General features: G+C 74.6%; 7 protein-coding genes and 1 pseudogene. All 8 read left to right on the top strand.

All coding sequences use genetic code 11. The features are described 5' to 3' along the window. Positions 1–138: 138 nt before the first annotated feature. The 8 genes and pseudogenes from cobN (at position 139) to cobJ (ending at position 13,680) form a co-directional block, all read left to right on the top strand. Entirely contained in the window at positions 139–3,816 is a 3,678-nt protein-coding gene (gene cobN / locus ACIP4Z_RS29615; protein ID WP_401313237.1) for a cobaltochelatase subunit CobN, read from the top strand. A gap of 487 nt (positions 3,817–4,303) precedes the next feature. Further along, the gene (locus ACIP4Z_RS29620) at positions 4,304–6,415 is read left to right on the top strand and encodes a putative cobaltochelatase (RefSeq protein ID WP_401313240.1); all 2,112 of its coding nucleotides are present in this window, start codon (positions 4,304–4,306) and stop codon (positions 6,413–6,415) included. After that, complete coding sequence (gene cobO / locus ACIP4Z_RS29625) at positions 6,415–7,011, top strand: cob(I)yrinic acid a,c-diamide adenosyltransferase (RefSeq protein ID WP_355333755.1); 597 nt, start codon at positions 6,415–6,417, stop codon at positions 7,009–7,011. Before ACIP4Z_RS29620 ends, cobO begins: the two co-directional genes overlap by 1 nt. Beyond that, the gene (locus ACIP4Z_RS29630) at positions 7,005–8,453 is read left to right on the top strand and encodes a cobyrinate a,c-diamide synthase (protein WP_401313244.1); all 1,449 of its coding nucleotides are present in this window, start codon (positions 7,005–7,007) and stop codon (positions 8,451–8,453) included. The genes cobO and ACIP4Z_RS29630 overlap by 7 nt, the downstream gene beginning before the upstream one ends. Further along, positions 8,450–9,193 (top strand): precorrin-2 C(20)-methyltransferase, encoded by a 744-nt coding sequence (cobI, locus tag ACIP4Z_RS29635; protein WP_401313247.1) that lies wholly within the window; start codon positions 8,450–8,452, stop codon positions 9,191–9,193. The genes ACIP4Z_RS29630 and cobI overlap by 4 nt, the downstream gene beginning before the upstream one ends. Further along, positions 9,190–10,011: pseudogene (gene cobM, locus ACIP4Z_RS29640) on the top strand (precorrin-4 C(11)-methyltransferase); the annotation flags it as partial. The gene cobI and the pseudogene cobM, both read left to right, overlap by 4 nt. Before the next feature lie 82 nt (positions 10,012–10,093). Beyond that, a complete protein-coding gene (gene cbiE / locus ACIP4Z_RS29645) occupies positions 10,094–11,338 on the top strand; it encodes a precorrin-6y C5,15-methyltransferase (decarboxylating) subunit CbiE (protein ID WP_401313455.1) in 1,245 nt (414 codons plus the stop codon). Beyond that, on the top strand, positions 11,335–13,680 hold the full coding sequence (cobJ, locus tag ACIP4Z_RS29650) for a precorrin-3B C(17)-methyltransferase (protein ID WP_401313250.1): 2,346 nt from the start codon (positions 11,335–11,337) through the stop codon (positions 13,678–13,680). The genes cbiE and cobJ overlap by 4 nt, the downstream gene beginning before the upstream one ends. Positions 13,681–13,718: the final 38 nt, after the last annotated feature.

Consider the following 13,718-nt stretch of genomic DNA (forward strand, 5'->3'; position numbering starts at 1 on the left):
CGGGACAACAGCCGGGACAACGGCCGGAACGACGGCCGGGGCGGCACCCGTAAGGACTTCTCCGGGGCGGCCGGCCGGCCGCAGACCCACCCGTTCCCCCGCCGGGGAACGGGACGTGACGATGACGATGGGGCACACGTGAGCACCGTTCTGCTGCTGTCCACCGCCGACACCGACCTGTTGGCGGCCCGCGCCGCCGACTCGTCCGCCGTCTCCTACCGGATCGGCAACCCCTCCCGCGTCGATCCGGCGGCCGAACTGCCCGCGCTGCTGGACGGCGTGGACATCGCGGTGGTCCGGCTGCTCGGCGGCCGACGGGTCTGGGAGGAGGGGCTCGCGGCGCTCGCGGCCTCCGGGGTGCCGACGGTGCTGCTGGGCGGTGAGTCGGTGCCGGACGCGGAGCTGATGGCGCTGTCGTCGGTCCCCGCGGGTGTCGTCGCGGAGGCGCTGCGCTATCTGGTCGAGGGCGGCCCGGAGAATCTGACGGAGCTGGCCCGCTTCCTGTCCGACACGGTGCTGATGAGCGGCGAGGGCTTCGAGGCGCCCCGCCGGATGCCCGAGTACGGCGTGCACGGCGCGTACGCGTACGACGAGGCCCTGCCGACCGTCGCCGTCCTCTTCTACCGGGCGCACGAACTGTCGGGGAACACCGCGTTCGTGGACACGCTGTGCGCGGCGGTCGAGGCGAAGGGCGCCAACGCCCTTCCGGTGTACTGCGGTTCGCTGCGCAGCGCCGACGAGGGGCTGTACGCGCTGCTCGGGCGGGCCGACGCGATCGTGGCGACCGTGCTGGCGGCGGGCGGCACCGTCGCGTCCGAGGCGACGGCGGGCGGGGACGACGAGGCGTGGGACATCGGCGCGTTGGCGGACCTGGACGTGCCGGTGCTCCAGGGCCTGTGCCTGACCTCGTCGCGCGAGGCGTGGCTGGGGTCGGACGCGGCGCTGACACCGATGGACGCGGCGATGCAGGTGGCGATCCCCGAATTCGACGGGCGGCTGATCACCGTGCCGTTCTCGTTCAAGGAGACCGGCGAGGGCGACGTGCCGGTCTACGCGGCCGATCCGGAACGGGCGGCGCGGGTCGCCGGTATCGCGGTCCGGCACGCGGCGCTGAAGTACAAGGCGAACGCCGACAAGCGGCTCGCGCTGGTCTTCACCGCCTACCCGACCAAGCACTCCCGGGTCGGCAACGCGGTCGGCCTCGACACCCCCGCCTCCGCCGTACGGCTGCTGGACGCGCTGCGCGACGCGGGATACGTGACCGGTGAATACCCCTCCGAGGGCGACGAGTTGATCCACCGGCTGATCGCGGCGGGCGGTCACGACGTGGAGTGGCTGACGGAGGATCAGCTCTCGGCGGCGCCCGCGCGCGTGCCGCTGGCCGACTACGAGAAGTGGTTCGCGACGCTCGACGCCGACCTGCGGGCCGGGATGCTGGAGCACTGGGGCGAGCCGCCGGGCTCCCTCTACCTCGACGGCGACGACATCGTGCTGGCGTCCCTGCGGTTCGGCAATGTCGTCATCATGATCCAGCCGCCGCGCGGCTTCGGCGAGAACCCGATCGCGATCTACCACGACCCCGACATGCCGCCGTCCCACCACTACATGGCCGCGTACCGCTGGCTGGAGACGGCGACCGCCGAGGGCGGTTTCGGCGCCGACGCGATCGTGCACCTGGGCAAGCACGGCACGATGGAGTGGCTGCCCGGCAAGGGCCTCGGGCTGTCGGCGGGCTGCGCGCCGGACGCCGTCCTCGGCGAACTCCCCCTGGTCTACCCCTTCATCGTCAACGACCCCGGCGAGGGCACCCAGGCCAAGCGGCGCGGCCACGCCACCGTCGTGGACCACCTCGTGCCGCCGATGGCCCGCGCCGACACCTACGGCGACCTGGCGAAGCTGGAGCAGCTCCTCGACGAGTACGCCCTGGTGAACGATCTCGACCCGGCCAAGGCCCCGGCGGTCCGCAGCCAGATCTGGACCCTGGTGCGCGCCGCCGAACTCCACCACGACCTGCACGTGGACGAGCAGCCGGAGGAGGACGACTTCAACGACTTCGTGCTGCATGTCGACGGCTGGCTCTGCGAGATCAAGGACGTGCAGATCAGGGACGGTCTGCACATCCTGGGCGGCGGGCCGGTCGGCGAGGCCAGGACCAATCTGGTCCTCGCCGTGCTGCGCTCCGCGCAGGTGTGGGGCGGGGTCGGCGGCGCGCTGCCGGGGCTGCGGGCCGCGCTCGCACTCTCCTTCGGCCTGGTGGAGAAGACGCTGCTCGCCGAGCCCGGCGCCCGCGTGGAGCTGCCGTCCGCGCTCACCTCGCTCGCGGCCGGCCCCGCGCGGACCGCCTCCGACGCCGTCGACCTGCTGGAGCAGCTCGCGCGGCGGCTCGCGGAGGCGATGGAGGCCGCCGACTGGCACCGTGACGCCGCCGCCGGGGTGGTCGCGCAGGTGCTGGGCGACCACGAAGTGCCGGACGCGGTAAGGGTGTTGGAATTCGCCGCCCGCGAGGTCGTGCCGCGCCTGGCCCGTACGACCGACGAGATCGACCACATCCTGCGGGCGCTGCGCGGCGGTTACGTACCGGCCGGGCCTTCCGGGTCGCCGACCCGCGGCCTGGTCAACGTCCTGCCGACCGGCCGCAATTTCTACTCCGTCGACCCCAAGGCCATTCCGTCCAGGCTCGCTTGGGACGTCGGCACGGCGCTCGCCGACTCGCTGCTGGCCCGGCACCTCGCCGACACCGGCGCGTATCCGCAGTCCGTGGGCCTCACCGTGTGGGGCACGTCGTGCATGCGCACCCAGGGCGACGACATCGCCGAGATCCTGGCACTGCTCGGCTGCCGTCCGCTGTGGGACGACGCGTCCCGGCGGGTCACCGGCTTCGAGGTCGTCGGCGCCGAGGAGTTGGGGCGGCCCCGGATCGACGTCACCGTCCGCATCTCCGGCTTCTTCCGCGACGCCTTTCCGCACGTCGTCGCCCTCGTGGACGACGCGGTGCGGGCCGTCGCGGAGTTGGACGAGCCCGCCGACGTCAACTACGTACGCGCCCACGCCGACGAGGACTTCGCCGAGCACGGGGACCGGCGGCGCGCCACCGCCCGCATCTTCGGCTCCAAGCCCGGTGCCTACGGGGCCGGGCTGCTGCCGCTGATCGACGCCCGCAACTGGCGCTCCGACGCCGACCTCGCCGAGGTCTACGCCGTCTGGGGCGGTTACGCCTACGGCCGCGGTCTCGACGGGCGGGCCGCCCGCGGTGACATGGAGGCCGCCTTCCGCCGTATCCAGGTCGCCGCCAAGAACGTCGACACCCGTGAGCACGACCTTGTCGACGCCGACGACTACTTCCAGTACCACGGGGGCATGGTCGCCATGGTCCGGCATCTGACCGGCGACTCCCCGCGGGCCTATGTCGGCGACTCCGCGCTCACGGACCAGGTCCGCACGCGGACCCTCGGTGAGGAGACGCACCGGGTGTTCCGGGCGCGGGTCGTCAATCCCCGCTGGATGGCCGCGATGCGGCGGCACGGGTACAAGGGGGCTTTCGAGATGGCGGCGACCGTCGATTATCTCTTCGGGTACGACGCCACGGCGGGGGTGGTGGACGACTGGATGTACGAGAAGCTCGCCACCGAGTACGTCTTCGACGCGGAGAACCAGGAATTCATGCGGAAGTCCAATCCCTGGGCTCTGCGGGGGATTTCGGAGCGGCTGCTCGAAGCGGCCGAGCGGGGGCTGTGGTCCGCCCCCGACCCCGAGACCCTGGAGCGTCTGCGCTCCACCTATCTCGACCTCGAGGGTGACCTGGAGGGCGACGCGTGACCCCCACCGCCACCGCTACGCCTGCGGCGGGCCTTCTCCCCCACCCCGCCCCTCCCCGAAACCGGCGGCAAGCCCCCGTCCCCCCTGTCCTCAATCGCCGGACAGGCTCGTCGTGCCGCACCCCTCTCAGCATTCCCCAGCCCGCCCGGCGACCGAAGCCGGAACCCGCCGAGGCATGCACAGCACCCATCGTCCGGCAGCCGGAGGCGGGAGCCGCCGAGGCGTGCGCAGCACCGACCCTCCGGCTGCCGCAGGCGGAACCCGCCGAGGCGTGCGCAGCACGGACCGCCCACCCGCCGGAGGCGGAACCCGCCCGCGCGCACCCCACCCCAACTCCCCTGCCCGCCGCACACCCGCCGGAGGCGGGAGCCGCCCTCGCGCACCCCACCCCGGTTCTCCAGCCCGCCCGGCGGGTGAGGGCTTCGGGGAGGGGCGGGGTGGGGGGAGAGATGTCAGCGAACCGCATGTGCACGTACGAGGAGGCATCGTGAGTACGCCGTATCCGTTCACGGCCCTGGTGGGCCAGGAAGACCTGCGGTTGGCGCTGCTGTTGAACGCCGTGAGCCCGGCGGTGGGCGGGGTGCTGGTCAGGGGGGAGAAGGGCACCGCGAAGAGCACCGCGGTGCGGGCGCTGTCGACACTGCTGCCGGACGTACCGGTGGTGCCGGGGTGCAGGTTCTCCTGCGACCCGGCGGCCCCGGACGCGCAGTGCCCGGACGGCCCGCATGAGACGGGCGGGGGAACGGCCCGCGCGGCGCGGGTGGTTGAGCTGCCGGTCGGCGCGAGCGAGGACCGCCTGGTGGGCGCGCTGGACATCGAGCGCGCCCTGTCGGAGGGCGTGAAGGCGTACGAGCCGGGCCTGTTGGCGGCGGCGCACCGCGGCGTGCTGTACGTGGACGAGGTGAATCTGCTCCACGACCACTTGGTGGACCTGCTGCTGGACGCGGCGGCGATGGGCGCGAGCTACGTGGAGCGCGAAGGCGTCTCCGTCCGGCACGCGGCCCGCTTCCTGCTGGTCGGCACGATGAACCCGGAAGAGGGCGAGCTGCGCCCGCAGTTGCTCGACCGGTTCGGCCTGACGGTCGAGGTCGCGGCCTCGCGGGAGACCGACGAGCGCGTCGAGGTGGTCAGGCGGCGGCTGGCGTACGACGCGGATCCGGCCGGTTTCGGGGCGCGTTGGGCGGCCGACGAGCAGGCGGTGCGTGAACGGATAGCCGCCGCGCGGCGGTTGCTGCCGTCGGTGCGCCTGGGCGACGGCGCGCTGCGGCAGATCGCGGCGACGTGCGCGGCGTTCGAGGTGGACGGGATGCGCGCGGACATCGTCATGGCGCGTACGGCGACGGCGCTGGCCGCGTGGGCGGGCCGCACGGTCGTCCTCGCCGAGGACGTACGGCAGGCCGCGCTGTTGGCGCTGCCCCACCGGCGGCGTCGCAACCCCTTTGACGCGCCCGGTCTCGACGAGGACAAGCTGGACGAGACGCTGGAGCGGGAGCGCGGGGCCGGCGAGGGAGAGGGAGAGCAGGGCGAGGGGCGGGACGGCGAGGGGGACGACGACCCGGACACCGACCCGGACGGCCCCGGCGGCGGGCCGTCCGGGCCTCGGGAGCCGGAGGGCGGCCCGCAGGGCGGCTCGCGGGAACAGCCCGGCAGCGAGCAGGACGCGCCCGCGGGCCAGGACTCCCCCGCCGCGAGCGCGGGTGCGGGCGACAGCGCGGGCGACGGCTCCGGGCCTAAGGGCGAGCGCTCGGCGGTCGGCGCCGGGGACCCGTACAGGACGCGGCACTTCGATGTGCCGGGCATCGGCGAGGGCGCGGCCGGACGCAGGTCCAGGGCCCGTACGGCGCACGGCAGGACGACCTCCGCCAGGCGCCCGCGCGGCTCGCTGGGCAAGCTGCATCTGGCGGCCACCGTGCAGGCGGCGGCCCCGTACCAGCGGGCGCGCGGCCGGTCGGGCGCGGGGCTCGTGATCCGCCGGGACGATCTGCGGCAGGCGGTCAGGGAGGGCCGCGAGGGCAATCTCGTGCTGTTCGTGGTGGACGCGTCCGGCTCGATGGCGGCGCGGGAGCGGATGACCGCGGTCAAGGGCGCGGTGCTGTCGCTGCTGCTGGACGCGTACCAGCGGCGCGACAAGGTCGGTCTGGTCACCTTCCGGGGCGCGGACGCCGACCTCGTGCTGCCGCCGACGTCGTCGGTCGAGGCGGGCGCGGCCCGGCTGGAGAAGCTGCCGACCGGTGGGCGTACGCCGCTGGCCGCCGGGCTGCTCAAGGCGCGTGAGGTACTGCGCGTGGAGCGGTTGCGGGACGCCACGCGGCGCCCGCTGCTGATCGTGGTGACGGACGGCCGGGCGACCGGCAGCCGGGCGGCGGCGGGCAGCACGGTCAAGAGCGGTCTGGAACCGATGGCGCTCGCCGCGCGGGCGGCCCGGCTGCTGGCCGCAGAAGGCACCGCCTCGGTGGTCGTGGACTGCGAGTCGGGCCCGGTCAGGCTGGGCCTCGCGGGCGCGCTGGCACAGGAGTTGGGCGGCGTCGCGGTGACGCTGGAGGAACTGCGCGCCGACACGGTGTCCGCGCTCGTCAACGACGTACGGAGGGCCGCGTAATGCCACAGGGGCAGCCGAGTGCCGTACCCGACGACGGTTTGACGACCCGTCAGCGCAGGAACCGGCCGCTGACGATCGTGCACACCGGGGTCGGCAAGGGGAAGTCGACCGCCGCCTTCGGTCTCGCGCTGCGCGCCTGGAACCAGGGCTGGCCGGTCGGGGTGTTCCAATTCGTCAAGTCCGCCAAGTGGAAGGTCGGCGAGGAGCGGGCGCTGCGCGTGCTCGGCGACTCCGGCGAGGGCGGGACCGTCGCCTGGCACAAGATGGGCGAGGGCTGGTCCTGGGTGCAGCGGTCCCTGGAGTCCAGCGAGGACGCGGCCCGCGAGGGGTGGGAGCAGGTCAAGCGGGACCTGGCCGCCGAGACGTACCGGCTCTACGTGCTGGACGAGTTCGCGTACCCCATGCACTGGGGGTGGGTCGACACCGACGAGGTCGTCGCCGTGCTCCGCGACCGGCCCGGCGCCCAGCACGTCGTCATCACCGGCCGCAACGCGCCGCCCGCGCTGGTCGACGCCGCCGACCTCGTCACCGACATGTCCAAGGTCAAGCACCCCATGGACGCGGGGCAGAAGGGGCAGAGGGGCATCGAGTGGTGAACGTCCCGCGCCTCGTGGTGGCCGCGCCCGCCTCCGGAAGCGGCAAGACCACCGTCGCCACCGGGCTGTTGGCCGCCTTCGCCGAGGCCGGGCTCGCCGTGTCCCCGCACAAGGTCGGGCCCGACTACATCGATCCCGGCTACCACTCGCTCGCCGCCGGGCGGCCCGGCCGCAACCTGGATCCCTTTCTGTGCGGGCCCGACCGTGTCGTCCCGCTCTTCGCGCACGGCGCCGCCGGATGCGAACTCGCCGTCGTCGAGGGCGTCATGGGGCTCTTCGACGGTGCCGCGGGGCGCGGGGAGCTGGGCTCCACCGCGCAGGTCGCCAAGATTCTCCGGGCGCCGGTGGTTCTCGTCGTGGACGCCGGCGCGCAGTCGCGGTCCGTCGCCGCGCTCGTCCATGGCTTCGCTTCCTGGGATCCCGAGGTGCGGATCGGCGGGGTCGTTCTCAATCAGGTCGCTTCCGATCGGCACGAGGCCCTTTTGCGGGCCGCGCTCGACGAGTCCGGGGTGCCCGTGCTCGGTGTGCTGCGGCGCGCGCCGCTGCTTCATGTGCCGTCCCGGCACCTCGGGCTCATTCCTGTCGCCGAGCGGCGGGGTGACGCCGTGGGGTGGGTCCGTGAGCTCGCCGCGCTCGTGCGCGGTGCCTGCGATCTGCCCGCGCTCCTCTCCCTGGCGCGCAGCGCCCCGGACCTGCCGGGCACCGCCTGGGACCCGCTGTCCGAGCTGGCGGCCTGCGACGCCGCTTTCCCCCACCCCGCCCCTCCCCGAAACCGTGGCTCCGCCCCGGCCCCTCCCCCAACTGCCGCCGCGGGTGGGGCCGGGAAGTCGGGCTTGGCTTCGGGGAGGGGCGCGGTGGTGGCTGTCGCGGGTGGGGCGGCGTTCACGTTCGGGTACGAGGAGCAGGCGGAGCTGCTGCGGGCGGCGGGGGCGGAGGTGGTGGGGTTCGACCCGCTGCGGGACGAGAAGTTGCCGGAGGGTACGTCCGGCGTGATCCTCGGCGGCGGCTTCCCCGAGATGCACGCCGCCGACCTGTCGGCGAATGAGCAGCTGCGCGAGGCGGTCGCCGCCTTCAAAGGCCCGATCGCGGCGGAGTGCGCCGGACTCCTCTATCTGACAAGGGAGTTGGACGGCGCCCCGATGTGCGGGGTGCTGAACGCCACGGCCACGATGACCGACCGCCTGACGCTGGGCTACCGCGAGGCCGTCGCGCTGAGCGACAGCGTGCTGGCGGCGGCCGGCACCCGCCTGCGGGGCCACGAGTTCCACAGGACCCGCGTGGAGCCGGGCGCGGGCACCACCCCGGCCTGGGGTTTCACGGGAGAAGCCGCCCGCAGGGTCGACGGCTTCGCGGAGAAGAACGTGCATGCCTCGTATCTGCATGTGCACTGGGCCGCCGAGCCGTCACTGGCGCGGCGCTTCGTAGAGAGGTGTGCCGAATGACCGCGCTGCTGACCGGAGTCGGGGTGGGCCCCGGCGACCCGGAGCTGGTGACCGTCAAGGGAGTGAACGCGCTGCGGGCGGCGGCCGTGGTCGTCGTACCGGTACTCGACACGGGCGAGCGGGGACGGGCGGAGGCGACCGTCCTGCACTACGTGGACGCGGCGCGGATCGTCCGGGTGGTGTTCGCGCTGAACGAGCGGACCGACCGGGCGCGGCGGGAGGCGGCGTGGGACGCGGCGGGCGCGCGGGTGGCCGAACTCCTGCGGGAGCACGGGACGGTGGCCTTCGCGACGATCGGCGACCCGAATGTGTACTCGACGTTCACGTATCTGGCGCAGACGGTAACGGAGTCGGTGGCCGGGGTGCGGATCGAGACGGTGCCCGGCATCACGGCGATGCAGGATCTGGCGGCGCGCAGCGGGGCCGTACTCACCGAGGGGACCGAGCCGTTGACGCTGGTGCCGGTGACGGCGGGGGCCGCGGTGCTGCGGGCGGCGCTGGAGGGGCCCGGCACGGTGGTGGCGTACAAATTCGGGCGGCTGGCCGGGGAAGTGGCGACGGCGCTGCGGGAGACCGGCAGGACCGAGGGCGCGGTGTGGGGCAGTTCGCTGGGGCTGCCCGGTGAATCCATCAGGCCCGCCAAGGAGTTGGCGGAGGAGCTGCGGGACGGCGCGCTGCCGTACCTGTCGACGCTGATCGCGCCCGCGCGGCGCGACGGCGGCCGGGGAGGAAAGCTGTGAGCGGCGCGACGGAACCGAGGACGGGCGCCGCAAACGGCGCGAAGGTGACGATCGTCGGCGCGGGCCCCGGCGCGGCGGATCTGCTGACCTTCCGGGCGGCGCGGGCCATCGCGGAGGCCGACGTCGTCATCTGGGCGGCGAGCCTGGTGCAGGCCGAGGTGCTGCGGCACGCCCGCGACGGCGCGGAGATCCTGGACTCGGCGGCGATGTCGCTGGAGGACGTGGTCGCGGTGTACGAGCGGGCGCTGCGCGAGGGGCTGCGGGTGGCGCGGATCCACTCGGGCGATCCGGCGCTGTGGGGCGGCACGCAGGAGCAGGTGGACCGCTGCGCGGGGCTCGGCATCGAGGTGGAGATCGTGCCGGGGGTGTCGTCGTTCTCGGCCGTCGCGGCCCTGGCCGGGCGGGAGTTGACGATTCCCGAGGTCGCGCAGTCGGTGATCCTGACCCGGCTGGGCGGTGGCAAGACGCCGATGCCGCCGGGCGAGGAGGTCAGGGAATTCGCCCGGCACGGTACGACGATGGCGGTGTTCCTGTCCGCGGCGCGGTCCGGGCAGCTCGCCGCCGAGCTGCTGGAGGGCGGCTACGTCACCGGCACCCCGGTGCTGATCGCCCATCAGGTCACCTGGCCCGAGGAGCTGTTGCTGCGCTGCACGGTCGGCACGATGGAGGCCACCGTCAAGGAGCACAAGCTCTGGAAGCACACGCTCTTCCTGGTCGGACCCGCGCTCGCCGCCTCCGGGACGCGCTCGCACCTCTATCACCCCGGCCACTTCCACGGTTTCCGGCGGGCCGATCCGGTGGCGCGGCGCGCCCTGCGGGAGTCCCGTGCTCCGGGAGAGTCCCGTACGCCGGAGGAGTCCCGCGCTTCGGGGGAACCGCGTGAGTCCCATGGGTGACGGCGTGATCACCGTCCTCGGCGTGGGTACGGGCGGCCCGGTGCCCGACGTCGGCGCCGCCGATCTGGTCGTCGGCGCCGCCCGGCACCTCGACGCGGTCCAACTGCCCGCCGGGGCACGGCGCGTGCTGCTCGGGCCGCTCGCACCCGCGCTCGACACGATCGCGGAGTACGTGGCCGCGCCCGGTGCCCGCGTGGTCGTGCTCGCCTCGGGCGACCCCGGATTCTTCGGGATCGTACGGGCGTTGGGCGCGCGGTTCGGCGCGGCGGCGCTCGACGTACGGCCGTCGTCCCCGTCCGTCGCGGTGGCCTTCGCCCGGCTCGGGCTGCGCTGGGACGACGCGGTGGTGGTCAGCGCGCACGGACGCGATCTTCGCACCGCCGTCCATGTGTGCCGGGCGCATCCCAAGACCGCCGTACTGACCGGACCCGGCGCGGGACCGGCCGAGTTGGGCGCGGCGCTGGCCCGTACCGGCCTGGACCGTACCCTCGTTGTCGCCTCCGCGCTCGGTACGGATGCCGAGCGCGTCGAGCGGGTCTCGCCTGCGCGGGCCGCCGAACGGGACTGGTCGGGGGCCGGGGTCGCGGTGGTGCTGTGCCTGGCGGCGGACTCCTTCGGCGAACGGGCCCACGTCTCCCGTACGGTCGCGGGGCCGCCGCCCGCACCCGCCCAATGGGCGCTGCCCGAGGAGGAGTTCGCGCACCGCGACTCCATGGTCACCAAGTTCGAGGTACGGGCCCTGGCCCTGGCCCGGCTCGGGCCGCGCACCGGGGACCTGGTGTGGGACGTCGGGTCCGGGTCCGGGTCCGTGGCCGTGGAGTGCGCGCGGTTCGGCGCCGCCGTGGTCGCCGTGGAGAAGACGGCCGACGGCGTCGAGCGGATACGGGCGAACGCCGTCGCGCACGGCGTGGACGTGCAGGTCGTGCACGGGGACGCGCCCGCCGCGCTCGACGGACTGCCCGACCCCGACGCCGTCTTCGTCGGCGGCGGCGGGCGGGAGCTGGCCGCGATCGTCGCGGCGTGCGCACGGCGGGCGCGGCGGACCGTCGTGGTGACGCTCGCCGCCGTGGACCGGGTGGCGGAGGTCCGCGGTGCCCTGCGGGCCGCCGGGCTGGTGCCCGACGGTGTCCTGCTCCAGTCGTCGCGGCTCGCGCCGCTGCCCGGGGAGGTGGCGCGGCTGGCCGCGACGAATCCCGTGTTCGTGCTGTGGGCCCGGCGCCCCGCACCCCAAGAAGGAGAGCTCTCGTGATCGGCCTCATCCACGCCACCGCGGCGGGGCGCACCGGATGCGAGCGGCTCGCCGCCGCGTGGCCCGGCAGGACGGTGCTGTACGGGGACGGCGCGGACCGTCCGCTGCGGTCCGTCGTGGCGACGGCCTTCGCCGAGTGCGACCAGCTCGTCCTCTTCCTCGCGACCGGCGCCGCCGTGCGGCTCCTCGCCCCGCTGCTGCGCGGCAAGGCCGAGGATCCCGGTGTCGTCACCGTCGACGAGGCCCACCGCCACGCCGTCGCCCTCCTCGGCGGACACGGCGGCGGCGCCAACGCTCTGGCCTCCGCCGTCTCCTCCGTCCTCGGGTCCGCTCCCGTCATCACCACCGCGACCGACTCCGTCGGCACCCCCGCGCTCGACGCCCTCCCCTACCCCACGGACGGGCCCCTGGCCCCCCTCACCCGCGCCCTCCTCGACGGCGCCCCCGTCCGCCTCCACGCCGACCAGACCTGGCCCCTCCCCGCCTTTCCCCTGACGGTGGTCTCGGCAGAGTGGACCCCAGCACATTCGGGGGAACCGTCATCCCCCGAAGACCCCCAGACGTCGGCCGGGCCCCGCACGGCACCGCCGCCCTCCACCATCCCGCGTCCGCCGGACGCGGCGGATTCAGGGGAACCCACTTCCCCCGAAGACCCCCAGACCTTGGCCGGGCACCGCACGGCACCGCCGAACACCGCCGTCCCGCGTCCGCCGGACGCGGCGGATTCAGGGGAACCCTCGTCCCCCGAAGGCCCCCGGACGTCGGCCGGGCAGGACCAGCCGTCCACACTCCACGCCGAGCCCCCGACCCAGCGCGAGCTGACCCCGGCACCGCCGAACACCGCCATCCCGCGTCCGCCGGACGCGGCGGATTCAGGGGAACCGTCATTCCCCGAAGGCCCCCGGACGTCGGCCGGGCAGGACCAGCCGTTCACGCTCCGGCCCGGGCCCCCGGCCCAGCGCGAGCTGACCTCGGCACCGCCGAACACCGCCGTCCCCCGCCCGGCGGACGCGGCGGATTCAGGGGAACCGTCGCCCCCCGAAGACCCCCGGACTGTGGCCGGGCAGGACCAGCCGTCCACGCTCCGGCCCGAGCCCCCGGCCCAGCGCGAGCTGACCTCGGCACCGCCGAACGCCGCCGTCCCCCGCCCGGCGGGCGCGGGTGGGTATGCGGTGTGGGTGACGGATCGGGTGGTGGAGGGAGATGAGGGGGGCGTCGCGGTGTATGTGAGGCCGCCGTCGTTGGTGGTGGGGGTGGGGGGAAGCCGGGGGGTCGGGCGGGAGGAAGTGTTCGGGCTGGTGCGCAGCACCCTGGCGGAGGCGGGGCTGGCGCAGAAGAGCGTGAGCGCCCTGGCGACGGTGGACGCGAAGGCCGGGGAGGAGGGGATCGTGGCCGCGGCGGCGGAGTTCGGGGTGCCGTTGCTGACGTACGCGGCAGCGGAACTGGCGAGGACGGCCGTGCCGAACCCCTCGGCGGCGCCGCTCGCCGCGGTCGGGACACCGTCCGTGGCGGAGGCGGCGGCGATCCTGGCCGCCGGGACCGGCGGCCAACTGATCGTGGAGAAGCGGAAGTCGGCGATGGCGACAGCCGCCATCGCGCGGCGCCGACCGCGCGGACGGCTGGCCGTGGTGGGCCTGGGCCCCGGCGCCCGCGACCTGGTGACACCGCGCGCCGTGGCGGAACTGCGCCGCGCTTCCGTGATCGTCGGCCTCGACCAGTACGTCGACCAGATCCGCGACCTGCTGATGCCCGGCACCCGCGTGCTGGAGACGGGGCTCGGCGCGGAGGAGGAACGGGCCCGCACCGCCGTCGCCGAGGCCCGCGCCGGGCACGCCGTCGCGCTGATCGGGAGCGGTGACGCCGGGGTCTACGCGATGGCCTCCCCCGCGCTGGCGGAGGCGGCCGACGACATCGACGTGATCGGCGTCCCGGGCGTGACCGCCGCCCTGGCGGCAGCCGCCCTGCTGGGCGCGCCGCTCGGCCACGACCACGTCTCGATCAGCCTGTCCGACCTGCACACACCCTGGGACGTGATCGAACGGCGCGTGCGGGCCGCCGCCGAGTCCGACCTGGTCGTGACCTTCTACAACCCCCGCAGCCGCGGGCGCGCCTGGCAGTTGCCCAAGGCGCTGTCCGTCCTGGCCGAGCACCGCACCCCGCTGACTCCGGTCGGCGTCGTCCACGCGGCGTCCCGCCCGGACGAGCGGGTCGAGGTCACGACGCTCGCCGACCTCGACGTCGGCACGGTCGACATGGTGACGGTCGTGACCGTCGGCAACACCGCCAGCCGTATCGTCTCCGGCCGCATGGTGACCCCCCGCGGCTACCGCTGGCAGACATGACGGCGCCCCGTCACCCGTTCCCACAAGCCCCGACCGCC

It is taken from the genome of Streptomyces sp. NPDC088910 (genome assembly GCF_044749865.1).
In the GTDB taxonomy this organism is placed as follows: domain Bacteria; phylum Actinomycetota; class Actinomycetes; order Streptomycetales; family Streptomycetaceae; genus Actinacidiphila.

Bases quoted from the DNA above. Each gene is read 5' to 3' on its own strand.
- cobI (WP_401313247.1), top strand. From the start codon at position 8,450: ATGACCGCGCTGCTGACCGGAGTCGGGGTGGGCCCCGGCGACCCGGAG.
- cobO (WP_355333755.1), top strand. From the start codon at position 6,415: ATGCCACAGGGGCAGCCGAGTGCCGTACCCGACGACGGTTTGACGACC.